Annotated in this window: 23 protein-coding genes; 10 read left to right on the forward strand and 13 right to left on the reverse strand. The window is 41.7% G+C overall.

Annotated elements, in window-relative coordinates; translation table 11 throughout:
* The 5 genes from ON073_RS15355 to ON073_RS15375 all read right to left on the reverse strand — a co-directional run.
* Positions 1-568, reverse strand: a 568-nt coding sequence (locus ON073_RS15355; protein WP_274762768.1) for an AGE family epimerase/isomerase, incomplete at its 3' end; no start/stop codon positions are given.
* A gap of 9 nt (positions 569-577) precedes the next feature.
* Positions 578-1570 (reverse strand): carbohydrate kinase family protein, encoded by a 993-nt coding sequence (locus tag ON073_RS15360; protein ID WP_274762769.1) that lies wholly within the window; start codon positions 1568-1570, stop codon positions 578-580.
* Positions 1567-2775, reverse strand: coding sequence for a sugar MFS transporter (locus ON073_RS15365; protein WP_274762770.1), 1209 nt, complete (start codon positions 2773-2775; stop codon positions 1567-1569). The genes ON073_RS15360 and ON073_RS15365 overlap by 4 nt, the downstream gene beginning before the upstream one ends.
* Positions 2775-5258 carry a GH92 family glycosyl hydrolase gene (locus ON073_RS15370; RefSeq protein ID WP_274762771.1) on the reverse strand — a complete coding sequence of 828 codons (2484 nt, stop codon included), beginning with the start codon at positions 5256-5258 and terminating at the stop codon, positions 2775-2777. Before ON073_RS15370 ends, ON073_RS15365 begins: the two co-directional genes overlap by 1 nt.
* A 20-nt stretch (positions 5259-5278) precedes the next feature.
* Positions 5279-7612: a GH92 family glycosyl hydrolase gene (locus tag ON073_RS15375; RefSeq protein WP_274762790.1), complete on the reverse strand. Its 2334-nt coding sequence runs from the start codon at positions 7610-7612 to the stop codon at positions 5279-5281.
* Between the two features lie 185 nt (positions 7613-7797).
* Here ON073_RS15375 and ON073_RS15380 point away from each other — a divergent pair, with 185 nt between their 5' ends.
* On the forward strand, positions 7798-8829 hold the full coding sequence (locus ON073_RS15380; RefSeq protein WP_274762772.1) for a LacI family DNA-binding transcriptional regulator: 1032 nt from the start codon (positions 7798-7800) through the stop codon (positions 8827-8829).
* A gap of 54 nt (positions 8830-8883) precedes the next feature.
* Here the strand turns inward: ON073_RS15380 and ON073_RS15385 are convergent, their stop codons facing one another.
* Positions 8884-10398, reverse strand: coding sequence for a serine hydrolase domain-containing protein (locus ON073_RS15385; RefSeq protein ID WP_274762773.1), 1515 nt, complete (start codon positions 10396-10398; stop codon positions 8884-8886).
* A gap of 202 nt (positions 10399-10600) precedes the next feature.
* Between ON073_RS15385 and ON073_RS15390 the strand changes: the two genes are divergently transcribed.
* Entirely contained in the window at positions 10601-10993 is a 393-nt protein-coding gene (locus ON073_RS15390; RefSeq protein WP_274762774.1) for a MerC domain-containing protein, read from the forward strand.
* A gap of 46 nt (positions 10994-11039) precedes the next feature.
* Here ON073_RS15390 and ON073_RS15395 read toward each other — a convergent pair whose 3' ends face one another.
* Positions 11040-12002, reverse strand: coding sequence for a hypothetical protein (locus ON073_RS15395; RefSeq protein ID WP_274762775.1), 963 nt, complete (start codon positions 12000-12002; stop codon positions 11040-11042).
* Positions 12003-12232: 230 nt separating this feature from the next.
* Positions 12233-13411, reverse strand: coding sequence for an MFS transporter (locus tag ON073_RS15400; protein WP_274762776.1), 1179 nt, complete (start codon positions 13409-13411; stop codon positions 12233-12235).
* A 120-nt stretch (positions 13412-13531) separates the two neighbouring features.
* On the opposite strand from ON073_RS15400, the gene ON073_RS15405 reads away from it, so the two are divergent.
* The 8 genes from ON073_RS15405 to ON073_RS15440 all read left to right on the forward strand — a co-directional run bounded on the left by ON073_RS15405 (position 13532) and on the right by ON073_RS15440 (position 22745).
* Positions 13532-14320 carry an AraC family transcriptional regulator gene (locus ON073_RS15405; RefSeq protein WP_274762777.1) on the forward strand — a complete coding sequence of 263 codons (789 nt, stop codon included), beginning with the start codon at positions 13532-13534 and terminating at the stop codon, positions 14318-14320.
* Positions 14321-14448: 128 nt separating this feature from the next.
* Positions 14449-15138 carry a hypothetical protein gene (locus ON073_RS15410; RefSeq protein WP_274762778.1) on the forward strand — a complete coding sequence of 230 codons (690 nt, stop codon included), beginning with the start codon at positions 14449-14451 and terminating at the stop codon, positions 15136-15138.
* A 338-nt stretch (positions 15139-15476) separates the two neighbouring features.
* The gene (locus ON073_RS15415; RefSeq protein WP_274762779.1) at positions 15477-16733 is read left to right on the forward strand and encodes an efflux RND transporter periplasmic adaptor subunit; all 1257 of its coding nucleotides are present in this window, start codon (positions 15477-15479) and stop codon (positions 16731-16733) included.
* A 38-nt stretch (positions 16734-16771) separates the two neighbouring features.
* Positions 16772-17476, forward strand: coding sequence for an ABC transporter ATP-binding protein (locus tag ON073_RS15420; protein ID WP_040136169.1), 705 nt, complete (start codon positions 16772-16774; stop codon positions 17474-17476).
* 2 nt (positions 17477-17478) lie between these two features.
* Entirely contained in the window at positions 17479-18792 is a 1314-nt protein-coding gene (locus ON073_RS15425) for an ABC transporter permease (protein ID WP_274762781.1), read from the forward strand.
* A 10-nt stretch (positions 18793-18802) separates the two neighbouring features.
* On the forward strand, positions 18803-20011 hold the full coding sequence (locus ON073_RS15430; protein ID WP_274762782.1) for an ABC transporter permease: 1209 nt from the start codon (positions 18803-18805) through the stop codon (positions 20009-20011).
* Positions 20012-20079: 68 nt separating this feature from the next.
* The gene (locus ON073_RS15435) at positions 20080-21411 is read left to right on the forward strand and encodes a sigma-54-dependent transcriptional regulator (protein ID WP_274762783.1); all 1332 of its coding nucleotides are present in this window, start codon (positions 20080-20082) and stop codon (positions 21409-21411) included.
* Between the two features lie 5 nt (positions 21412-21416).
* Positions 21417-22745, forward strand: a complete 1329-nt coding sequence (locus ON073_RS15440; RefSeq protein WP_274762784.1) for a sensor histidine kinase — start codon at positions 21417-21419, stop codon at positions 22743-22745.
* Positions 22746-22806: 61 nt separating this feature from the next.
* Here the strand turns inward: ON073_RS15440 and acuI are convergent, their stop codons facing one another.
* From acuI to ON073_RS15465, 5 genes are all read right to left on the reverse strand, one after another.
* On the reverse strand, positions 22807-23787 hold the full coding sequence (gene acuI / locus ON073_RS15445) for an acrylyl-CoA reductase (NADPH) (RefSeq protein WP_274762785.1): 981 nt from the start codon (positions 23785-23787) through the stop codon (positions 22807-22809).
* Positions 23788-23971: 184 nt separating this feature from the next.
* Positions 23972-24367, reverse strand: a complete 396-nt coding sequence (locus tag ON073_RS15450) for an ExbD/TolR family protein (protein WP_274762786.1) — start codon at positions 24365-24367, stop codon at positions 23972-23974.
* 280 nt (positions 24368-24647) lie between these two features.
* Positions 24648-24983 carry a 5-carboxymethyl-2-hydroxymuconate Delta-isomerase gene (locus ON073_RS15455; RefSeq protein ID WP_274762787.1) on the reverse strand — a complete coding sequence of 112 codons (336 nt, stop codon included), beginning with the start codon at positions 24981-24983 and terminating at the stop codon, positions 24648-24650.
* A gap of 58 nt (positions 24984-25041) precedes the next feature.
* Entirely contained in the window at positions 25042-25734 is a 693-nt protein-coding gene (locus tag ON073_RS15460; RefSeq protein ID WP_274762788.1) for an FRG domain-containing protein, read from the reverse strand.
* Positions 25735-25953: 219 nt separating this feature from the next.
* Positions 25954-26274: PepSY-associated TM helix domain-containing protein (locus ON073_RS15465; protein WP_274762789.1), on the reverse strand; the 321-nt coding region annotated here is incomplete at its 5' end.

Below are 26274 nucleotides of genomic sequence, written 5' to 3' on the forward strand. Positions count from 1 at the left end.
CATTGGTTGCACTGTAGGCACTAATAAGCGCTTCGCAAATATGCATATTGGCATTTTGACCGCGGTATTCACATAACTCGCCGTTGGCGTACATGGTATCGGCGTAAATGCCTTCATTGGCTTGCCAAAAACGCGATTCGAGCAGTTCAAAGGTTTCATTTATCTTTCTATCAGATGAAATCACACCTGCTTTGTAACAGTGGGCGTAGCAAAGTAACACAAAGGCATAACCATAGGCTTGCTGAGTCATATCGAGTGGTTGGTTATCTTCAAGTGTCCACGCGTATTGCTTGGTCTTTGCAATCCAATGATGGGTTTCAATGTAATCAAGGCCATGCTTAGCAAAGTTTAAATACTCGTTGTTTTTAAAATGCTTAGCGGCGCGACAAAAGTTGATTACCATGCGTGTGCTGCTTACTAATTGACGAAACCCTGTATTAAACAAGGTGCCATCGTCTAAATAGTTTTGGTAATAGCCGCCAAGCTCGTTATCGACAGCGCGCTCGGTATAAAAGTTAACAATTGACTGGCTGTGATGTGTTAAAAAATCAGCGTTATAAAAGTTCACGTGCGTTCTCTAAAAAAATGCGCCGGTGAGGGCGCCAAATTGCTGGTTAAAAAGGGTGTCTACCTCGTTTAACGAGGGCAGTGCAGGGAATGCGCCTTGACGACTCACGGCTAGCGCACCGGCACAACTGGCAAATGCAATGGCACTTTTAAGCGCGTTTTCATCGTTTAAAAGTGCGCCTAGGGTGATGCGCTCACTTAATAAATACAAAATTGCACCGATAAAACCGTCACCACCTGCGGTGGTATCAACCACCTTTGCTTTGGCTGGGCTAATACTGCCTCGGTAGTGTTTGGTTATGTATTCAATGTCATCACCACCATTTGTGATAAGTAGCAGCTCACAATTGCCGTTAAAGCAGCGGTTTATATAATCTTCTGGCTTATTCTGACAAAGCAGTTCGAACTCTTCGCGGGCAAATTTCACCACCTGCCCCTTTTCAACAAATTCATTAATAAGTGCGATATTAAGTGCTGAATTTGGCCATAGATTAGCGCGTAAATTGACATCAAAACAGATGGTTAAATTGTTTGCGCTTGCGTGTTCCAGTACCGTTTGTGTGGTGTTTACAGCGCCTTTTTCGGTGAGCGTATTACTGCAAAAATGAAGTAATGAAGCGTGTTTAAACCACTGTGATTTGATTTCCTCTGGGCGAAGTTTTAAATCAGCGCTGTCTTTTCGCATAAAGGTAAAACTGCGTTCACCGTGCTCATCTAAATGCACAAACGCAAGTGGTGTAGGGGCACATTTGTGAATAAGCGTACAGTCGGTATTTACACCATAATGACGAAGGCTGTTTATTAAAAAATGGCCAAATTGATCATCACCTACTTGCCCAACAAAATGCGATTTGCCACCGAGTTTAGCAAGGGCAACTGCTGCGTTTGCTGGTGCACCGCCTGGAAACTGGCGGTAATCCGATAAACTAATGCCATCTTGTGATTGTTGATTAATTTGTAGAAAATCAATCAAGGCTTCACCGTAACAGATCACCTTGCTCATGCTGGTAACTCCTTTTGAGCGCGAACGCGGTGCTGGCTAATGGCGAAAAACACAATATACAGATACGCCAATACGGGCACTAAAAAGCTAAGCTGCACTGACAATGCATCGGCAACAACCGCTTGGATTAACGGGAACACCGCACCACCCACAATCGCTTGGCACAGTAGCCCCGAACCTTTTGCAGTAAACTGCCCTAAACCGCGAATAGCTAAACTAAAGATGGTTGGGAACATAATCGAATTAAAAAAGCCAACAGCCAGTACGCTCCACATTGCGATTCTACCGCTGCTAAATACCGTAACAATTAACAGCACAACCGCCATAATGGCATTGAAGGCGAGCACATAACTTGGTGAGAATTGGCGCATTAACGCAGAGCCAATAAAGCGGCCAATCATCGCGCCACCCCAATAATAGGCCACCATGTGACCTGCCTGTGCGGTGGTTAATCCGCCAATTTCAGGTGATTCAAAATAGTTTACTAAAAAGCCCCCAATCGACACTTCAGCACCTACATATAAAAAGATACCAAGTGCGCCCAAAACAAGGTGCTTATGCTGCCAAATCGAATCTTTAGCTTGAGCAGAAGTTTGCTCTTCAAAATCAAGTTTTGGTAATTCAATAAACTTAAAGGAGCAGGCTATAGTTATCGCTGCAAGGGCGATTAAAAAATACGGCAGTTGTACTTGTTCGGCCCCTGCATTTTGTGATGTTGCCGACAAAATAAAGTAAGTACCAAACAATGGCCCTGCAGTATGCCCAAGGGAGTTAATTGCTTGTGCCAGATTTAAGCGACTTGCAGCATGTTTTTCCTCACCCAAACAGTTCACATAAGGGTTTGCCGATACTTGCAGCACGGTAATACCGCCTGCAAGTACAAACAATGCCGCTAAAAATAGCGCATATTCTTTAATGCTGGCTGCCGGAATAAACAGCAGACAGCCAAGTGCAAGGGTTGATAAGCCAATAAATACACCATTGCGATAGCCAAACTGTGCAACCACGCGCCCAGCAAGCGGTGACACTAAAAAGTAAGCGCCAAAGAAGCAAAACTGCACTAACATGGCTTGAGTATAACTAAGCGAAAACTCGGCTTTTAAAAACGGGATTAAAATATCGTTAAGTGCGGTAATAAAACCCCAGATAAAAAACAAGCTGGTCATGGCGTAAAACGCCATGGTTTGATTAATTTGCTTGGTCATTATGGTTTATCTCCAACAAGCTTAGTTGCAACTGTTGATGATGTTGAAAACGACGGTGGACGATGCACTTCAGCTTGGCCAAACGCTTTATTTGGCGTTGTGCTCAGGGTAAATTCAAGGTGCTGTGGCGCGTTTACATGGTTTTCGTTAATCCAGCTTTGCATTGACGGTTGGCCGTTTACTTTTAACGTATCAATGTAAATGTGATCCGCGCTTGCGTTTGGTGCGCTAATGCTAATATTGCCAATTTTTGCTTTTTCAAACGCTGGGCTTGAAAGCACCATATCGGCGCGACCTGGATAAAACGGATACATGCCAAGTGCTGAGAACACATACCATGACGACATTTGCCCTAAATCGTCTTGCCCTGGAATACCAGATACCGTGTTGTGCCAAAGTTGCTTCATGGTTTCGCGCACAGTTTGCTGCGTTTTATAGGCTTTACCGGTATATAAATACATCCACGGAGTAGCAATTGATGGCTGGTTTGAAACATCAGCATATTCGGCTGAATCGCGATACAGCACCCAACTACCATCGGGTTTACGGAAGTGGTTATCTAAACGTGATGCCATTACCTCATCGCCACCCAATAATTCGTTTAGGCCTTGGCCGTCAAAAGGTAGCATCCATAAATACTGCGCTGGGCTGCCTTCAACAAACAGGTGGCCGCTAAATGGGTCGAATTTGTCTTTCCAGCTACCGTCTTGATTGCGCCCTTGAATATAACCAAGTTGCTCTGTGGCTTTAGGGTTGTAAAGGTTTTTCCAGTAACTTGAACGTTCAAGCAGTTTTTGGCTGTGTTTAGTTTTACCAAGGCGTACAGCCAGCTGCGAAAGTGCAAAATCAGCAGATACTTGCTCTAGTGTTTCGCTGGCACCTTCCCACGAATTAGATTGATCTGATAAGTAATTAAGGCTTAACCATTCATCAAGCGATGGTTTTTGACCACGACAAAATACCGGGCAGCCAATGTTTGATAAATCATATTCGGTTGGCTCTGTGGCTGCTTTATAAAGCGATTGATAAGCACCAGCCACATCAAATTTATCGGCGCCAAAGGCTTTAAAGTTGGCAATTGCAATGGTTGATGGGTCACCGCTCATTACCCCTGTTGGACCATTGTTGTGCGTCCATCTATCCCAAATGCCGTTAAACTGATTGGCTTGATTAAACAGCGATTGGGCAATATCACTTGCCACATTTGGGTGGGTTAAGCTAATTAACTGCAACTGCGAGCGATAGACATCCCAGCCAGAAAAATTGGCATATTGCGCCGTTTGGTTAGCGCTAACAGTATGCACTTGTTGGTCAAAACCGCGGTACTCACCGTTTACATCACTAAAGATATTAGGGTGGAATTGGCTGTGAAATAGCGCCGTATAAAAGGTGGTTAACAAATCGCTATCGTTTGATTTTACCTTTACGCGGCCAAGGGCATCATTCCATGCGGCATAGGCGTTGTCTTTTAGTTGTGAAAAGCTTTGGCTTGCTTGCTCTTTTTCTAGGTTTTCACGGGCATTTTCAAGACTCACGTAAGATATGCCCACGCGCATGGTGACTGGCTGGTTCGCGTTTACGTCTAAATCTACCCAAAGGCCAGAGCCTTTGCCCCATTCTGGCACGCCCATATCGCCATAACCCATACCGCCTTTACTTGAGGTCGCATTTGGTGAGACTGTATCGTCGACATACGCGCCACTACCGGTAATGGGTGCATCAATTTTGGCAACAAAATGCAGTGTATAGTAATCGCGGCGATTGTATTCGCCAAGGTAGCCACAGAAGTTACCACTTGTGACATAACCTGATACTTCGCCCTTGTCGGCATCTACTTTGGTAAATGCATCGCCACTGCCCAGTTGCGAGTAAGCTGTTCTAAATATCAGTTTTGCCTGCTCTTTTGACGCAAAAGTAAATTCAGCAATACCGCTGCGGTCGGTAGCCGCTAAACGCACATCTATTCCTGAATCTAGCCCTACTTGGTAATAACCAGGAATAGCCGTTTCATCGTCGTGGCTAAAATTAGCGCCATAGTAGGCATTAATTTTATCGCTGGCAGGGGAGTGTTTAATCGCTTGATTAAAAGGCAGCACTGGCACATCACCTGATGCACCTAAACAGCCTGTGCCCGATAAACGAGTAAATGAAAAGCCTTTTAAGCGTGTTGCTTGCCAGTTATAGCCACCGGGCGAAACGGGAATGCGCACATTGTCTTCGTTGATACGTTTACTAATGCCTTCACTTTCAGCCATCAGCTCTTTGGTATACGCGTGCTCCGGGCCAAAGTTAAACATACCAAACGGCTTAACCGCACCTGGTACCACGTTTGCGGCTTGGCGATGGTTAAATGGGCCTTTGGTGCCAATAAACGGGTTCACAAATTGCGCTGGGTTTTGCACATAATCGGTTTGTGTTGTGGCGCGTCTTAGCGCCAGCAGCGGGGTTAATAGCATCAATGAACGAAAGAGAATCTGTTTCATAGTTGTTTCTTATTAAAATTTTAATGCAATGTATTTGGATTTTTCGGATTGCTCAGTGACGGTGGACGCGACGATAACGCATTACCAAAGGTTTTGTTTGGTTTTGCAGACATGGTGAATTCAAGGATGCCACCTGAGATAATATCGTCGTGTGTAATGTAACTGCGGTTTAATGGTTTGCCATTCAGTGATACTTGGCTGACAAATTTGTTATCTGCTGATAGGTGCTTTGCAAGCACAGTAAATTGCTTTTTATTGGCTAGTTTTAAGGTAATTTTTGGCAGTTGTGGTGCACCGAGTGCATAACTTAAATCACCCGGAGCAACAGGGTAAAAACCCATCGCCGAGAAGATATACCATGCTGACATTTGCCCAACGTCGTCATTTCCTGCAAGGCCATCAGGTTTGTCTGATGATAGGGTATCCATAATTTGGCGAATACGTGCCTGTGTACGCCATGGCTCACCTGCGTAATTGTATAAATAAGCAATATGATGGCTTGGCTCGTTACCGTGAGCGTATTGGCCAATTAAACCAGCAATATCTTCATGCTCTTTGATTTTTTCATAGGCAAGCTCAGTTTCAAAAAGCTCATCAAGGCGTGCAATAAAGGCTTTGTCGCCACCTTTTAAGTTAATTAAACCGTGCACATCTTGTGGCACATAAAAGCTGTATTGGTAGCTGTTGCCTTCGGTAAATGCGCCCATGTATTTCGCTTCTTGCGGGTCAAAATCGGGGTTCCAAGAACCATCTTTCATGCGCCCGCGCATAAATTTAACGCTTGGGTCAAAGACATTTTGATAATACGTTGCACGCTCATAGTATTCAGCCGCAAGTTCACTCTCGCCAAGTGCTGTTAAAAACTGGCCAATGGCATAATCGTCGTAAGCGTATTCAAGGGTGATCGAGGTGGATTCTGGCAATACATCAAGCGGTACATAGCCATAGTGTTTGTATTCAGGAATGGCATCGTAATGCGGGTGGTTTGCGGTTGCTAAAATCGCTTCTTTAGCAAGGGCAACATCAAAATCACGAATCCCTTTTAGGTAGGCGTCAGCAATAACCGACACCGCATGATAGCCGATCATGGTCCAAGTTTCGTGGCCATGGAATGACCAAATAGGTAGCATTTTGTCATAACTTTGCTGGTAATGATCAAGCATCGAGGCAATCATGTCAGATACCTTGTCTGGCTCGATATACGTTAAGAGCGGATGAAGTGCGCGGTAGGTATCCCAAAGCGAAAACAAGGTGTAATGGGTGTGATCTTTTGCTTGGTGAATTTCACCATCAACACCACGGTACTGGCCGTTGACGTCTTGATACACACTTGGTGCTTGCAGCGCATGATAAACCGAAGTGAAAAACTGACGTTTTTGTGAAAGCGATCCTTCAATGTCAAATTTATCGAGGGATTTATGCCAAACATCGTCTGCTTGCTTTACCACTTTATCGAAATTCCAATGGGGAATTTCGCTGTTTAAATTTTCTAGGGCATTGGATTTGCTCACCGCAGAAATACCCACCTTAACCAATAGCGGGTTGCCTTTTAAATTATCAAAATCAGCGACGACTTTAAGGGCTTTACCTGCGGCTTCTGGAATTTTGTAATTAACAATGGTTGATGGCTTTTTACCGCTTCCTTCACTTAAACAACCATTACAGCGATAACGGCTGTTATCGAGGTTAATCAGTTCAATGTCTTTAAAGGGCTTTGAAAACTCGATAGCAAAGTACATTTGACGATTGTTCGCCCAACCATTGGTTGCACGGTAAGCCAAGATAGTGCGGTCGTTGATAACGCGCACATCACTCCAAATTACTTTGTTTTTAAAGTTATAAATGCCATGGGTTAAATCGAGTAATACGCTGCCTTTATCATGTTCTTTAAAGGTGTATTTATGCATGCCTACACGTGTGGTGGCGGTTAGCTCAGCATTAATCTTGTAGTCTTCAAGCAATACTTGGTAATAGCCTGGTTTGGCACTTTCGTTTTGATGGCTAAAGCGCGAGCGGTATCCTGCATCGGGGTTTTTGGCTGTGCCTGCGTCTAATTTGACCTCTCCTGTAATAGGCATCATCAGTAAATCACCTAAATCAGAATGCCCTGTGCCACTAAAATGAGTGTGAGAGAAGCCAACAATGGTGGTGTCATCATAGTGATAACCTGCACAGCGTTTGTAAATTTCGGGTTGAGGGTCGATACCGCGAAACACCGAATCGGTATCAGGACTTAACTGCACCATGCCAAATGGTACAACGGCTCCTGGAAATGTATGGCCGTCACCACCGGTGCCAATAAAGGGGTCTACATATTGGGTATTTGCCGATACAACAGGGATTGTCAGCATCATTGCACCGCTTGCAAACAGGGAAAAAGCGGTGTTTTTTGTTCGTTGCCAGTGCTGGCTTATTGTTTTCATTGTGTGCCTCATGCCGAAATAAAACAAAAATGGAACGTTCCAATTTTAATTTGAATATACTGATCAGTTTGTTAGAATACAAGCCATAATAACGAAATTTATAGCTGGTAAGCTGAGTGGTAAATCACACCTCCTCATTAAATAAATCACTAAAAGCGTCCCCTCAACAGGATAAAAAATCCGTTACAGTTCATGATGTTGCCCGCGTTGCTGGGGTGTCCAAATCAACTGTATCGTTAGTTTTACGCGGCAGTGAAAAAGCAAGTACGAAAGCAAAAGACAAAGTACTAAAGGCGATTGAAGAAACCGGTTACGTGTATAACCGAGATGCTGCAGCCATGCGCAGTAAATCATCGGACTTAGTAGCCATTGTTATAAACGATTTAACCAACCCCTATTCGGCCAAATTGGCGGTGGCGCTTGAAAAACATGTACGCCAGCTGGGGCTAATGGCAACGCTAGTTAACACCAGTGAAGATGTTGAAACACAAACGCAAATTGTTGCCAAGCTAAAAGAATATCGCGTTAAAGCCTTTATAATTTGTCCTGCGCCAAATACTGAAGCACAGTGGCTTGAAGAGCTGCAAACTATGCAAACCCAAGTGGTGAGTATTATGCGTCAAGTAAGCGGCAGCACAATACCCTGCGTACTTCCTGACAATGAAAAGGGGGTTTACACCGCCACCAAAGCACTAATAAAACGCGGCCATAAACAAATTGCCTTTATTGGAGGTGATGATGCGATTTCGGATTATCATCAACGATTATTAGGTTTTAACAACGCCATAAATGAGCACCCAGATGTAAGCTCTTGGGTATTTAATAGTGCGACTAACCGCCAAGGCGGACGATTGGCGATGTCGATGTGCTTAGAAAAAGTGCCTTCAATTGAATCGGTTATGTGTTTTAACGATATTGTGGCTTATGGCGTGATGGAATATTTAGCCGAGCAAAATATTAAACCGGGAAGTGATATTGGCGTCATTGGATTTGATGATTTGGACGACTCAAAACTAATGAGTGTGCCATTAAGTACAGTAAAAATTGACGCGGACGATATAGCCAAAGCGGTGTGCGAAATTTTAAAAGGCGATAAGCCTGAAAGTTTAAAACAAGTACCTGTTAGCTTAATTGAGCGTAGCTCTTAAGTTTTAGCGTGTTAAGCATCAGCCGAGAGTGTCTCGGCTGATGCTTAATGCTCATTAGTTGTTATTAAGTAGTTTACTTAGCTGCAACGCATTTTGTGAATTTAGCTCAACACGGGTGCTAACCGATTTTCGTGTTGCAACGGCTTGTCGACTGACAAAATAGTCATAGCTTTGCCCGTCATTGGTTGAAACAAAATTAAAGGTTAACTGTTGATCATTTAGTTTTAACGCAAACATATTGGCAGAGATGGGAGTAAGTGTTTCACTGTAGCTTATCCCTTGTGCATCAAGTGCAGGCATGGATACCTGTAGTTTGCCCGAAACATTTGAAATGGTTAAATCCAAACCATAAATGGTGTATTCACCAGCGAATTTATCAAATAACTCAGTGTTAACGGCTGGTAATTCAAACAGCTCTGCTTCTGGCAGCACATTTACATGTTTAAGCGCAGCAATCAATGTACCTGATAAATTATCTGATTCACCGCTGCTGAGCACTGAAATGGCTAAATCATGATCTGGGAATACATAAAACAAGCTGGTGTAGGCATTCGCATTACCGCCGTGTTCAAAATGCCTAATTGGATACCATTTGTTGTCATACATAAAACCATCGCTTACAAACATGCCATAGCCATAATGAACAGGAAGCGGATTGGGTATTAACACGTGTTTGCCGGTAAGTGTTTGCGAGGATGCCTGTGTTAGCACGTTCTCATTACCTTTAAGTAAGAGCTTTGCCAAATTAAGCATCTCTGTTGGTGTTGACCAGGTATTGCCACCTGCAGGTAATACTACTTCTGAGCTAAGTAATTCATCAATACTGGTGTGCTTTTTAATTTGATCATTGGCGTCATTAATACTGAGTGCAAAATTACCATCGGCTTTTACTTTGTCATTTGAAAATGTTGAGCGTGTCATAGCAAGGGGTGTAAACACTTCTTGCTCAACATAGCCTGCATAATCAAGCCCACTTTCTAACGCGATAACGGCACCTAAATATGAATAGTTAGGGTTAGAATAGTTGTAGAAAAGACCAGGTTGGTTAAGCACGCCGTTATCAATGGTGTATTCATCTCGCATAAACGAAATTAAATCTGAATCTGAGCTAATACCTTCATAGTCATCTTCAAATGCACCCTTGTGAGTCATTAACCATTCAAGCTCAATTGCTTGCCAAAAAGCACCGTGCTCAGTAGGAAAGTTTATATTGGGTAGGTGATCAACAAGTTTATCGTCTAGCGCTAAACGGTTTTGTTCAACAAGTTGAAGTGTGGCAATGCTGGTAAGAACTTTGGTGGTAGAGCCAATTTGAAAAAGGGTGTTTTTATCAGCCTTTTCGGTACTATTTGGCTGCTTATTGCCAACGGCATCAGCGAAAACGACTTCGCCTTTATGGTAAATAGCAACTGAAATTGCACCAGCATTATTGCTAATACGATCTTGTTCTGCTTGTTGCATTAATGCTGAAGGTGGGGTTACTACAACAACATCATCGTCTTTTTTTGACGAGCCGCCACAGCCAGTAACTAACAGTGCAAATGTGATTAAAGATAGCGTGTGTTTCATTCTATATTCCTTGATAAAAAGTAACAGCAAATAGACTATAAAATGCGCAAGGGCTGTTTTCTGTAAGTGTTAGTGAGGCTTTGTGAGAAACTGTTGATTTGTGTAAGTGTGTTGTTGCACTTCAAGGCTGGAGTAATAATCCTTATTGATAACATTGGTGGTAATGTTATGTTGTAACATTGTTTATTATGAGAACCATTTTGTGCAACAACATCTAGATAAATTAGCCATCAGTATTTCTTCATTGTGTATCGTGCACTGCTTATTATTGCCCATTGGTATTGTGCTTATCCCTTCAATTGGTTTACAAACGCTTGCTGACGAAGCATTTCATCAAATGCTTGTTGTGGCAGTGTTATTAACCAGTTGCAGTGCTTTATTTATGGGCTGTAGACGACATAAAGTGTGGCGAGTTTTAACTTGGGGCTTGAGCGGCTTATTACTCTTAATTGCTGCTGTATTGTTTGGCCACGATTTTGGCGAGCTGTTTGAAAAAGGGTTAACCTTGGTTGGATCGCTCTTTGTGATTATTGGGCATGTTCAAAATTATCGTTTGTGTAAACAGGTTGCATGCGCTCACGAACATGATGAATAAACTTTAATTTTTAGCCCCAACAAGTGTTAGGGCTAGTTAAATTACATTAAATTAAGTTGATATTACCTGTTTGCACTAAGGTTACATTTGCTGCGCTATCTGTTTTAACAAGCACATGGCAGTTTTTTAAACCTTTGGTTGAAAAGGCGATAGTGTTATTAGCGGTGCTCAAGTCTTCTACTTTGTCGTCGCAACGTAGCTGTGCGTTTGACACTTTACCTTGGTTTACTGTAATTTCACCTTCAGATAAAAACACCTTTCTAAAAAACGGCGCATCATTAGCGATTTGTTTTTGAGTAGCTTGTGTTTTATTCGACACAATACCGTGTTGAATATCGCTAACGTATTGCTCATGTAGCTCATCGGTATTAATCGCGTTTTGCTTTAAAATAGTTTCTAGTTTATTTAATGCAAAGCTTGCCATTTGGTAATTCTGATCACGGTTAAACCAGTTAATAGCACTTTTTAACGCAGCAGCTGAAAGCTCTGCTGGTAAGTTTTGTGCGGTATTAAACACACCCATCATAGCCGTATCGTAATCTGTCCACTCTTTGTGTTTGTAAAACACACGGCTTTTAATCCAATAATATAAGGCTTGCTCTGCATCGGTTTTCACTAGCGGCTTTAACTGGCTAGCAATTGCTGTCTTAAGTTTTGCTACAGAGCTTGTTGCAATGTTTTGTTCAATTTGTGCATAGCTTTGATAAAACGATTTACTGGCATGTAAGTTTGATGACTTATTTGCAGCAATAAACACGGTATTACTTACATGAGATGCAGGCTGTTTACGTAATTGTTTTTCGATTTGCTTGCTTAGGTTTTTTGATACATCGCTAAATTCAGACTGATCTAAAATATCAATGTTGGTGATATTACCTGATGCATCCACTACATAATTTACATAAGCCCAACCCTGGCTGTTATTTTGTTTGGTTTGTGTGGTTTTTGCTAAAACACCATTTGCACTTAAGCAAATTACCGCAAGAAAAATCGATTTTAACGTTGTCATAATAAAATCCAGGGGTGATTAATTTTTGCGCAATATAATGGTGTTCAGACCAGTTTAAAAGGACAAATATGCCGGCTGTTTACAAATTGATACATTAGTAACTATTTCTAATACTAAAGTTGGTGCTGGTTATAATTTGAGCGCTTCCGAGAAGGTTGTTGATGCGTTTATTGCAATAAAGGTGGATCTGGCATAGAAACATGAGTAGGGCTATTAAATAGCCCTTTTAGTTAAGCTGGGTTATTTGCTAAACGCTGTTTTGCCAAATGTGGGTTAATAAACTGACTCAATACTAGTGAACAAAACGCAAGCACAGCACCAAAGTAAAAGACCAGTGAATTATCGTAAAGCCACACTAAGCCAAAGCTGGCAGGAATAATGACTGCAGCAATATGGTTGATGGTGAAACTTACACCAGCCGTTGCGGCAATGTCTTCAGGTCGAGCGATTTTCTGGAAATAGGTTTTTATCGCAATTGCCATTGCAAAAAAGATATGGTCAATCACATATAACACAGCAGCGCCGGTTGCACTTTCGACAATAGCATAACCAATAAATACAAAAATTAATCCTATATATTCGATTGATAATGCGCGCTGTTCGCCGATTTTACCGATCATTTTGCCAATTTTTGGTGCAATAAATATATTCAGTAAATGGTTGAGCATATAAAGTGCAGAGATTTCAGCAACGCCATAACCAAACTTTTCGACCATTAAAAAACCAGCAAATACCATAAAAATTTGACGTCTTGCACCTGAGAAAAATGTCAGTAAATAGAAGAGGGTATACTCTTTTCTTAAAATCAGCTTTTTATGCTGCGAGGTGTGTTGTTGAAATGAAGGGTGAGATAACCACAACCACACAGTGGCAAGTAAGCCAATGCTGCCAACAAACAAATAAACAAACTGATATGAAGTTGCCATAAAGGTAAATAAGAACCAAATAATGGCAAACGCACACAGTGATGCAATTGATTTGATAGACATTAATTTTCCGAGCTTTTCAGGCGCTTCGTCTTTACTAAACCACTGTAAGCTAAGTGATTGATTAATCGTTTCATAATAATGGAATCCAATCGACATAAGCACTGTGGTTGCGTACAAACCGTAAACAGTAGGGAATAGTCCAGTCAATGCTACTCCAATTACCAAAAGTGCGAGTGAGATAAGTGCAAAGGTTTGCTCTTTTAACACCAGTAATACAAACACTGCAGTAAAGGCAAGAAACCCCGGTATCTCCCGAAGTGATTGCAACATACCAATGTTAGCGCCGTTAAAATTAGCTGCTTCTATTGCAAAGTTGTTTAACAGCGCATTCCATGCTGAAAAGGTAAAGGCCATTACTGCACCGGCAATAGCTAAAAAGCTAAAGGGGCTGGCTTTATAAGATTTAATAGCGTTAAGCAAAGTGACGCTCCTGTCGGTTTTGGATAAGAACGCTAAAAGTGTAAAACAGTAACACATTGTCATGTTATCGAATATATGACATTCTATTTATAAAATCAGACAAGATTAAAATGCTCGTTCATGAACCAATGGCGCTCAACCCCATCACGATTTACAAAGAAAACGCTTGGCAGGCCTGTATTACCAAGAGCGACCAATATGCCGCCTTGGGAGCATGTAAAAACGCACCAACATACCTGGGGGCAGCTAGCGTATACCAGTAATGGGGTACTTACAATTCTCACGCCAGAGGGAAAATTTATCATTCCACCGCAACAGGCACTTTGGCTACCACCAGGGCTTGATCATGAAAGTTTTTGTCGTTATGGCGGAAAGTTTCGCAGTGTCTATATCGATGAAAAATACACAAAACGGTTAGGCAATGTTGCGAAATCAATTGAAGTAGACAGTGTGCTCCGTGCGCTTATTTTAGAGATCTGTTCGTGGCAAGATGACTATCTGTTAGATGATAAAACTCAGCGCTTTATTGATGTGTTTATTGACCGTATAGAAATTGCCAAAGAAACTAACTTTGTGATGCCGCTAAGTGAAGATGTACGCTTAATGCCAATTATTAGTGAGCTTTTAGCCAATCCGGGAAACAAACTGACCATTGAAGAGTGGGGTGAAAAAGTGGGTGCATCAAGCCGTACCCTCAGTCGTTTGTTCAATAAGCAAATGAATATGGGCTTTTCGCAGTGGAAACAAAAGCTCAAGGCATTTAAAGCGGTTGAGTTACTGGAAGCAGGATATCGTCAGCAAGATATTGCACATGAACTCGGCTTTGAATCGGTGTCGGCATTTAATACTGCGTTTAAACATTATTTTGGTGTCGCACCCAACGTGTATGTTAAAGCGCAACATAAATAATTTCATTGAATACCTGCAAATGGTTTAGATAGCTGGGCAAGACTAGACGCTGGAGAAAAGGCTTGAATAACAGGATTACGTGTGTAATCCTAACTCTGGGAATTACATTTGTAATTAAACGGATATATATGAAATACCTTGTACTTTTATCTTTGTTGTTATTAACTGCTTGCACAAATACACAACTGCATTTAGTGACAAAAGGGTATTCGAAAAGTGAAGTTGCTGCGCTTAAAACAAGCTTAAGTGAACAGTTTGAAGGTGAAAAAATAGATGTGGTGTTAAGTGAAATTGCGATCCCCGCGAATTTTCCGAATGCGACGCTGGCCTTAAACCCTACTTATAATCAACCAGAGATAATTGCTCGCCTTGATAATTGGCTCGTTGCTAACGGGCATAAAACATCACAAGAATTTCGCTTTAGTGAAGGCAACCATTATTATTCAAAAGCCCATTTAGGGCTGTACTTACGTAAACCAGGTACCGAGAGACAAGTTGACCTGCCACCTTATTTACGCACACAGTATTGCGATGTTGCTGATGGAACACTCGCGCTTAATAAAGATGGTCAAGCGGTTTTAGAATACGAACTAATTGGCGATGGCAGCGATAAAATCGACACACTAAGCGGCAGGTGGTTTTTTGCTGATAATCATCTTACAGTCGATTTTAAAAATTTACGCCAAACTTTTAAGTTGGCAAAGGAAGAAAAACAAACACATTTAGGACCACGCCCTGCAGATGTGTATAACCCCACAAAACAACTTGCGCAAAAGCACATTTTAAACTGTGAATTCTTGATTATTTATATGAATTAACTTTACTTTGGCAATTATTTTAATGCCATGCTTGCACTTGCTAAAAAGATATCGACCTTTTTACATCTCCTATCACAGTTTCTTATAAATAAAAGTGTCCGCTGCGGACACTTTTTATGTCCGCGGACAGGCTGTTACTTTTCTAAAATTAAATAAATAATTGAAATTATTAACTTTTAAAAATTGGCACACAACTGGTATTTATTCTAGGTAATTCACTATTAAGGAATAAAACAATGGTTTTAGTGTCCAGTTTTTTTATTGTACCGATGCTGATGTTAGCAGCGTCGTTATTGATCCGTGTTTTTGAACACAACCATCGTATTTAAGGAAGTAAGATGATCAGAGATACCAGCGCACAAGATCAGGTTGTTAAACAAAAGCCGAATTTTATGAAACCAGCATTACTGCTAACGGGCGTACTTGCAGTTATTACATGGACAGGGTTTGCAATGATCAACTCTGATACTGCCACCGTGTCGGTAAATAAAGCACAGTTAAAAATAGCCACAGTCATCAAAGGTGATTTGGTGCGCGACATATCTGCAACCGGTAAAATTGTTGCGGCCAATGCACCAAAAGCGTATAGCCCGGAGCAAGGCTTTGTAACCTTGAATGTTAAAGCTGGTGATACAGTGGAAAAAGGCCAAGTGATTGCTGAAGTTGAAAGCCCAGAGCTTAATAATAACCTGAAACAGCAAGAATCTGAGCTAGCTAGATTAAAAGGCGAACTTGCAAGAAGCGAACTCGATGCTCGTCGTCAAGCGCTAGCGCTGGCAAAAACCTTAGACTTAGCACAAGTTGAACTTAACGCAGCTGAAAGAGAAAATCGCCGCGCTAAAATTTCGATTGAAAAACGCTTAATTAGCCAAATTGATTTAGAAAAAGCAGTCGATGACCTTGCTAAAGCAGAGCTCACCTTTAAACATGCAGAGCAAGAAGTCGCACTTGCAAAAGACACCTTAGCGTTTGAGCTGCAATCTGCAAAAAGTCAGGTGGTGCGTCAACAATTGGTTGTTGATGAATTGATGCGTCAGGTAACTAACCTTAGTGTAAAAGCCAGTGTATCAGGGATTGTGGGTAACTTACTGGTGCAGCCAAAAGCACTGGTCAATAAGAACCAAGCATTACTTACCTTAGTTGATTTGTCTGCGTTTGAAGCTGAGCTGCAAGTACCTGAAAGTTATGCCAATGACTTAGGCATTGGCATGGAGGTCGAACTTAAAATTGGCTCTGAGCAAATTAAAGGCACGCTGTCTGCGATTTCGCCGGAGGTTAATAACCGAGAAGTGACTACGCGTGTACGTTTTGCCAAAAGCGATATTAGTAACATTCGTCAAAATCAGCGTTTATCTGGCCGTATCTTACTTGAAAACCGTGATGATGTGCTGATGGTAAAACGTGGCAGCTTTCTAAATGCGGGTGGTTATGTGGCTTACAAAGTAAATGAAGACGTGGCTGAGCGCGTTGAAATTAATACCGGTGTTACCAGCATCAACAGCGTAGAAATTCTGGCAGGCCTAAAAACCGGTGATCAAATCATCATTTCAAATTACGACACATTTAAAAATGCAGATGCAATATTACTGCGCTAAGCGGTGCATCAAGACAACGGGATAAAAAGGAAAATAACATGTTAAAAATGAATAATATTAGCAAGGTGTATCAAACAGAAATGGTACAAACGCATGCGCTTAGAGACTTTAATTTAAACGTAGAAGAAGGCGAGTTTATTGCGGTTACTGGGCCATCGGGCTCAGGTAAAACAACCTTTTTAAATATTGCAGGAATGTTAGAGCCGTTCTCAAGTGGTGAATATTTACTGGATGGCATTGATGTAGGCAAGCTTAACGATAACCAACGTGCCGACTTACGCAACCAAAAAATTGGTTTTATCTTTCAGGGTTTTAACTTAATTCCAGACCTTAATTTATACGAAAATGTTGAAGTGCCACTGCGCTATCGAGGCATTAAAGCGGCTGAACGCAAGCGTCGTATTGAACAATGTTTAGAGCAAGTTGGCCTTGCAAGCCGGGCTAAGCACTTACCACAACAACTCTCTGGTGGTCAGCAACAGCGTGTTGCTATTGCGCGCGCATTGGCTGGCGAACCCCGTTTTTTACTTGCCGATGAACCAACAGGTAATTTAGATAGTTTAATGGCACGTCAAGTGATGGAGTTACTTGAACAAATTAACCGTGATGGCGCAACTATTGTGATGGTGACGCACGATGCCGAACTGGCGCGACGTGCACCGCGCAATATCCAAGTGGTTGATGGTCAACTGGCTGATTTTACCTTGTATCAGGGTAAGCCAAATGTGGCTGTGGGAGCGTAACCATGTTTAGCCATTATATTGATTTAAGTTGGCGTAGCTTTAAGCGCACGCCACTGGTAAGTGTGCTGATGGTAATGGCAATAGCCATTGGTATTGGTGTTACCATGACTAGTTTGTCGGTTTACCACATGATGTCGATGGATCCCATCCCAAACAAAAGCAGTCAACTGTTTGCAGTGCAATTACAAAGCATGGATGAAGGCGAAACCTGGTTTTCACCTGACAGTATTCCGTATCAGTTAACTTATAAAGATACTGACCATCTATTGAACGCTGATTTGCCATATAAACGTGCAGCACTAATGAAAACAGGTTTTTCGGTGCATTTAAATTCTGACAAAATTAAGCCTTTTTTAGAAACTGCACGGGTTACATCACGTGACGCCTTTGAGATGTTTAATTTAACGTTTTTGCATGGCGGTGTTTGGAGCCTTGAGCAAGAGCAAAATGCGGCGCCGGTAGTAGTTATCTCAGAAACAATGAGTAAAAAGTTGTTTGGTACAGAAAATGGCGTAGGCCAAACATTGTATCTTGATGACTTAAGTATGCGAGTTGTTGGGGTGATTCAAGATTGGCAGTTACACGTAAAATATTATGATCCAAACAATGGCGCATTTAACGACCCTGAACAAATTTTTATTCCGTTTAGTTTGATTAAAGCACACGAAATAAATACTTGGGGTAACACCAATGGCTGGAAGCATGAGCCTGTAAAAGTGTTTAACGATAAGTTGGAATCAGAAAAAGTATGGTTACAGTTTTGGGTTCAGCTGAATAATGAGAGCGAAAAACAAGCGTATTCTGACTACATCACAAACTATATTCAGGACCAGAAAAAGCTTGGTCGCTTCAACCGTGAGCAACCAGAATTCAAACTGCGCGATGTGAATGAGTGGATTATTTACCGCCAAGTAGTTAACGAAGATAATAAAATTATGGTAGCGCTAAGCTTTATGTTTTTAGCTGTATGCCTTGCTAATATTTTGGGTTTGTTACTGGCGAAGTTTTTACGCCGTGCACCTGAAGTGGGTGTGCGCCGCGCTCTAGGGGCAAGTAAACGCCAAGTATTCTATCAACACATTGTTGAAGTTGGCATGTTAGGTTTATTTGGTGGTGTGCTTGGTATTTTGGTTGCGCAATTAGGCTTACTGGGTATTCGCCAAAGTTATAGCTACTACGAAAGCCTCGCAAATATGGACATTAGCATGCTGATGACGGCACCCATTATTGCCATTTCAGCCTGTATTCTTGCTGGTATCTACCCAGCGTGGTTGGTGTGTAGAACGACACCGTCAACTTACTTAAAAACCCAATAAGGAGCGTATCATGTTAGAAATTAAACCAATAATCAATGCGCTACTTCGTTCAAAAGTGGGGGCGGTGCTGCTGCTAATTCAAATTGCAATTACCACAGCGATTGTCAGTAATGCAGCATTTATTATTAACGATCGCATTAACTATTTAAATCAACCAACCGGTTATGAAGAAGAAAACATATTTAAATTCAATGTAATGACTTTTGGTACCGGTGTTGACTTAATTCAACAGATAGAACTCGATGAAGACCGTATTCGTCAATTACCAGGTGTGGTTGATGCTGTGCAAATTAGTGCAATCCCGCTCTCGGGTGGCGGTTCTTCAACTAGTTTTAGGCTAAAACCTGTGCCTGAAAAGTCAAAGTCTGTGAACGCTAGTTATTTTGAAACCGATGAACACGGTCTCAATACCTTAGGTGTTAACCTTATCGCTGGTCGCAATTTTACCCAAGAAGAAGTGGTTATAAACCGAGATTTTACAAAGTACCCAAATGTTGCACTGGCAACTAAGGCGTTGATGGATGAACTTTACCCAGACGGTGATGGGCTAGGTAAGACCATTTATACGGGCGATAAACCCCTTACCATAGTTGGTATTATTGGCATGATGAAGGGACCTTGGATGAAACTGGAAGAGCGTAAAGATAAATCTGTGATTATCCCAATGCTGGACCCAAGCAAGTTACATCAGTTTTTAGTTCGCACTGAAAGCGGTCGTCGCGCGGAAGTGATGACGCAAATTGAAGACCTAATGCACGAAAGTTACGACAAGCGTGTTATTCAAGACTTAACTGGGCTTGATAAGAAAAAAGCAGACTATGTTGCGGAAGACTTACTAATGATGCGCATGTTAGTGATTTTAATAAGCGTATTGGTACTGGTAACAGCACTTGGTATCTTTGGTTTAACGCTGTTTAATATTAATAAGCGCACGAAACAAATTGGAACTCGCCGTGCATTGGGTGCGCGTAAGTCTGCCATTATTAAATACTTTGTGGTTGAAAACAGCCTGATCTGCATTGCTGGTTTAGTTCTTGGAGTGTGTGGCGCGGTATTTTTAGGGCAGCAGTTAATGGCGCACTATTCTGTACCAGCGCTATCTTATTGGTATGTGGCAGTGACTGCAGTAGCTGTGTTTGCAATGAGTTTGCTTGCCGTGATTGGGCCTGCAAAGCGCGCTGCGAATATTGCCCCAAGTATTGCAACACGAACGATTTAACGCTTACTTAAAAGTTCATGCTACACTGGCAAACGTTGGTGTAGCATGAACAATAAAAAGAAAAATAAATGGATAAAATTCTCGTCATTGATGATAACCCCGCTGTACTTGAAGCATTGTCACTTATTTTAGAGATCCATGGTTACGATGTGGTCACCGCGTCAACGCCTTTTGAAGCCGAGCAAATTGTACGTTATCAACGTATTAGTTTGGCAATTCAAGATATGAACTTTACCGCCGACACCACTTCAGGCGAGGAAGGGCGTACTTTATTTTATGCACTAAGAGCGCTAAATCCGCATTTACCTATTATTTTAATTACCGCATGGACAGAGCTTGAAACTGCCATTGAATTAGTCAAAGCGGGCGCAGCAGATTACATTGCAAAACCGTGGGATGACAGCAAGCTGTTAACCAGTATTGCCAATCTCATTGAACTTGGTAAAGCCAAGCAAGACAACGCGACCTTTACACGCCAGAAAGATGAGCGCGAATCACATCATCAAGATGCCAATCTAGCAGGCCTTATTTTTGCCAGTACCGCAATGGAGCGAGTGGTGGATATGGCATTACAACTGGCCAAATCCGATGTGTCGGTATTAATTACCGGCCCAAATGGCAGTGGTAAAGAGCGCATTGCAGAGATTATGCAACTGAACTCCAATTTAGCCGCACAGCCATTTGTCAAAGTTAACGCAGGGGCGTTGCCAAGCGATTTGATTGAAGCAGAATTATTTGGCGCAGAAGCAGGTGCGTACACAGGGGCAAATAAACAACGAATAGGGCGGTTCGAAGCGGCAGACGGCGGCACCTTGTTTTTAGATGAAATTGGTAATTTACCCCCCTCAGGGCAAATGAAACTGCTGCGTGTGTTGCAAAGTGGCGAATTTGAACGCTTGGGCTCAGTTGCAACGCAAAAAGTGCAAGTACGGGTTATTTCAGCAACCAATGCAGATTTACTGTCTGATATTAAAGCGGGGCGCTTTCGCGAAGACTTGTATTATCGCCTTAATGTTATTGAACTGCGCTTGCCACCGCTTTGTGAACGTAAAGATGATATCGTGCCGCTGATTAAACACTTTTTGCCAGCGCGAGAAATCGGCATTGCAACAGAGCAAGCACTGCTTGATTATTCATGGCCTGGCAATGTGCGCGAACTAGAAAACGCCTGTAAACGTGCCGCGGTGTTAAACCCCAATGGCCCGTTAGTGTTTAACGACTTTGGCTTATTGGAAAGCCAAGCTAAAGCGCAGGTAAAAGAGAATAAAGAACCAAATAAAGCTGAGATTGAAGATGCAATGCGTGAATATCAGGGCGTTATTGCTAAGGTTGCGCGCCATTTTGGTTTGTCTCGCCAAGCACTTTATCGCCGCCTGCAAAAATTCGATATAGATTATTAGCCACTATGAAAAAATACCTATCAAAGCTTACAACCCGCACTAAATTACAATTGGCCGTTGTAATGAGTATTGCATTGGTATTAGTGCCCGTTTTGGTATTACTTGATGCAACAAGCACGCAAAGCATAGTGGCGTTAATTATTGCACTGCCAGTTGGCTGGGTTGTAAGTGGGCTATTAACGCAATCGGTTAACTCAGGCATACAAGCGTTAGAGACAGGTTTACTTAATTTTAAAGACGGTGAATTCTCAAGTTTACTTGCCTATAGCGCACAGGATGAACTAGGTCATTTATGCCAAATATATAACCAAACAGCGGAGCAACTTAGGCAAGAAAAACAGTGGATCTATCAACGGGAATTGATGCTAGATAAAGTACTGCAATCGTCACCCCAAGCATTAGTGTTAATTGATAGTACAGATCATGTGGTGTTTAGCAACTTAAGTGCAAACCGTTTATTTGCCAGTGACTTAAGACTTGAAGGGCTGACACGTGATGCGCTTTACCAAACGGCACATGAGCAAATTAAACAAGCAATGGAGTCAGGTCGTGATGGTTTATTTCATTTAAAACACGATTCGGATGAAGTACAAACGTGGCATCTTTCTACCGGCCAGTTCTTGCTTAACAATCACCAGCATCACTTATACATTTTTAAGCAATTAACCCGCGAGTTAAGCCGACAAGAAGTGGCGGTTTGGAAAAAAGTAATTCGTATTATTAGCCATGAATTAAATAACTCACTTGGCCCTATGTCGTCGTTGCTACACAGCGGTCAGTTGTTGTCTCAAAACTTAGAAGAGCCAAGGCTTGGAAGGGTATTTTCGACAATGCAAGAACGCATCAGCCACTTAAACGAGTTTGTGCAAGGCTATGGTAAATTTGCCAAGTTACCTCAACCTAAACTTGAAAAGTTAGCGTGGCAAACGTTACTTGAAAGTGTTGAGCAAGAGTGGCCATTTGAGCTTGAAGGGCACTTACCAAAAACTCCCTGTTATGCAGATAAAATTCAACTGTCGCAGTTGCTGATTAATTTACTTAAAAATGCCCATGAATCTGGCTCTGAGTTATCCGATATAACGATACAAATTGAAACGAAACAGTCAGGTACGCAAGCAGGAACCTTAATTAGTGTTAGTGATGCAGGGCGCGGAATGAGCGAAACCGTGATGGCCAATGCCTTAGTGCCATTTTATTCCACCAAAGCAAGTGGTAGTGGCTTAGGGCTAGCGTTATGCCGCGAAATTGCAGAAGCGCATCACGGGCAACTGAGTTTACATAACCGTGGTGATGGTCAATCGGGCTTAGTGGTTAAAGTGTTTATTCCAAGCTAACAATAGTTTTATATGAATTAAGGCTAACCTATGGGTGCAGGGTTAGCCTTTTTGTTTTGTACTAAAGCTTTATTACCACACGGCCTGTAACCTGGCCGTTGGTAATGTCTTCTGCATACTTAACTGCGTCATCTAATGTAATTTCGGTGCATGCTTGTTCAAAGAAGCTATTTGGTAATAACTCAACCAGTTTTTGCCATGCACTTATGCGTTTTTCGGTTGGGCACATTACCGAATCAATGCCTTGTAAGCGGACATTGCGCAAAATAAATGGCATTACTGTGGTTGGTAAGTCAAATCCACCGGCAAGTCCGCAAGCTGCAACTGCGCCATTGTAGTCCATTTGTGCTAGCACTTTGGCAAGCACTTTACTGCCTACAGTATCGATTGCACCAGCCCACAGTTGTTTTTCAAGTGGGCGAGCAGGTTCTTCAAATTCGCTGCGCTCGATAATGCGACTCGCCCCAAGCGCTTCTAACAGTGGGCCATTTTGTTCAATGCGACCTGTTACGGCAGCAACTTTAAAGCCCAACGTGGCAAGCAGCGATACGGCAACCGAGCCCACACCACCACTTGCACCTGTGACTAAAATTTCGCCTGAATCTGGTGTTAAGCCAGCATCTAAAAGTGCTTGAACACAGAGCATAGAGGTTAAACCGGCGGTGCCTACCATCATGGCTTGTTTGCTGTTTAAGCCGATTGGTAACGGAACAAGCCAATCGGCTTTTAAACGCGCGCGTTCGGCCATGCCACCCCAGTGGTTTTCGCCCACACCCCAACCAGTAAGTACTACATTATCTCCTGCTTTATATTGCGAATCTTGCGAGCTAATAACTGTGCCTGCCAAGTCAATGCCCGGCACCATTGGGAAGTTTCGGATGATTTTACCTTTACCGGTAATTGCCAAACCGTCTTTATAGTTAAGTGAGGAGTAATCAACATTGATTAACACATCACCTTCGGGCAGTTGCGTTTCATCAATTTGCTGAACGGTTGCAATTGTTTGCTTATCTTGTTGATTTAGAACGAGTGCATTAAACATTGTTAGTCTCCATTAAATGGCAGAGTATAAAAAGCTTAACTCAGTCTAGACCTAAATCATGCATGACTAAAATGACACTTTAGCAGTACAAAAGGAGGCTTAACTAAAACAATAAGCGCGCTATTGCACTTATAAAAAACGCTAGATGAAATAAAAAGGCTAACCTCGCGGCTAGCCTTTTAAATTAGCCAACATTACCTAGCGTAACAGGTGCAGAGCTATACCCTTTAATTTCATTTAACAAATGCACTAAGGTGTTATGTGTGCTTTCTTTATCTGCAGTAACTGAAATCGCTGTAATCTCGCCATTGGCATCAAGGCGAGCCAAATTTATAGCAATTGATTGTGAGTCAATTTGCTTATTATTTAGCAGTACACGATTATCTTTGGTGATATGAAATTGCGGTGTAATTGTTTGCGTAAGTGCTGGTTTGTTTTCTGTAGCTCGGTTTAAATCAAGCGTAGTTGGCCGATTAAAGCTGGTGGTTACAATAAAAAAGATAAGCAGGATAAACACAATATCCAGCATAGGGTTCATATCTACTTCTGTGTTTTGCGTATGAGCGTTTTGTTTGGCCATAATTGACTCCTCATTGATTGTTATTCTTCCATCAACTTAAGCCTAGACGAGGGTTGTAACTTAATATTTAACTCATTGTTAATATTAATGTTTGCTTACATTTTTAGTTGTTTTATTGGTTACGCCTTATAAAAGGGAAAAGAAAAAGCGGCAGAATAGGGGACTGTTAAACCGAAAGACGGATACAAAGAGATAAGTGGCAATGTTTAACATCAGCGAAACTGATGGTGCTAAGTTTTATCGGCAAAGCCTCAGCAGTTTCGCTTAAAATAATTCAAGGTTAGACAATTACTTTTGCATAGCTGGCGCGGTGAATATCTTGCACTTCCACTGAGATTGAGCAGTTTGTAAGTGAAAGGCCGCTCAATTTATCTAAAACGGTATTAGATAGCATTGCTTTTTGTTCGCTTGTGCGACCGGATAAAATTTTAAGTGTGACATGCACAAATTTAAGGTCAACAACGCCAGTTTTGTACTGTGAAAATGCTGTTGCTCTGACTTTAATATCGCTACCCGTCGGTTCAAATAATTCAGACGCTAACGCCCCTTTATGAACGGCTTCAATTAACATATTGCCATCAATATCATCTGAATGCTCAATTACGCAATGTGGCATTAGATTCTCCTGTATGTGCTTTTTTCATGGGTTTAAAGGGCTTGTTATATGTAATTGATTACAAGCCAAAATCTCTTTTTATTGATGTAGCTAAGCCGTCTAGATCTGGAAACAGAAACTGATGTGTTACTCCTAATTTTTTTAGTTGCTTTCTTAGAGCAGGTTTATTTTCTTTAGGGATATCACACCTCCCAAGGTAATCCAGAGATATATTATCAACTTCGACTTTCATAAAATCACCCCATTTATCTGGCAAGGGGCTTACCGTAAAGCAACCTTCTTGAGCCGTCACTCTCTTATTTAAACTTGAAGAATGGAAGCCTATAATTTTATCGTGTTGATCAATTTCAACATATTTGTCCATTACAAAATTTGTAACGACTGAAGCACCAAAAACTACGCCGTCTAAATGATCATGCTCGGGGTTCTCAACAGCAAAGAATAAAGCCTTTAACGGGTTTGAACTCCAATCAAGTAGCCTCGTTGGTAAACCATGATGCTGTGCATGAATCATCCATTCAAGTGAACTTTTAGGAGGTGTATCAATAATTGAACATCCATGCTTTTCAAAAGCACGTAAAATTTCACTTTCTAAATCTGACCAGTTCGAACATTTCCATACATCAATTGAAGATACTTTTGTCCTAGCAAGCGAAGGAAGTAAATCCCAGCTAATATCTGCGTGACCACGATAATAGTTAACGTAACCAAAACTATCTATTTTTTTTAAAAACTCACTGATTTCACGCATAATGATCCGAAATTACATTTAACAGCTTATTAGTGCGCATTTCGATTTAAGGAAGTTATCCACATCCATAAAAATCCCGACTAATAAGTTTTTTATTTAATGATTTCCGTAGGTTATCAATAGTTTTTGATTTGGGCAATGTAAAGTTGGTTTGGAATAGATGTAGGGCAAGCACATTCAAAAGGCTAACACACGTTAGCCTTTATTAGTTTGATGATATTAAGCCGCTTCTAATGCTAATTTTGCTTTTCGTAAGCGGTAGTTTTGCCAGCGACGCCATGAAAGCATAATGCCTGTATAAACGAGTAAACACGCAAGTAGCGAGGCAAGGCCTGCGATGGTTTGACCGATGATGCCGTATGCTTCGCCCGTGTGTAAAAAGCGAATGTAACTGCGCGCTTTGCGGTAGGTTGATAAATCATCAAAGGTGAGTATTTGTAATACAGCGCCTGTTTGTGTATCTATCGTTACCGTTAAGCGTTTTTGTGGCTCGCCACCTGTGCCAGTATCAAGGGTAAATGCCAGTTTATCCATTGGCGT

It is taken from the genome of Pseudoalteromonas sp. G4 (assembly GCF_028875915.1).
Lineage (GTDB): Bacteria > Pseudomonadota > Gammaproteobacteria > Enterobacterales > Alteromonadaceae > Pseudoalteromonas.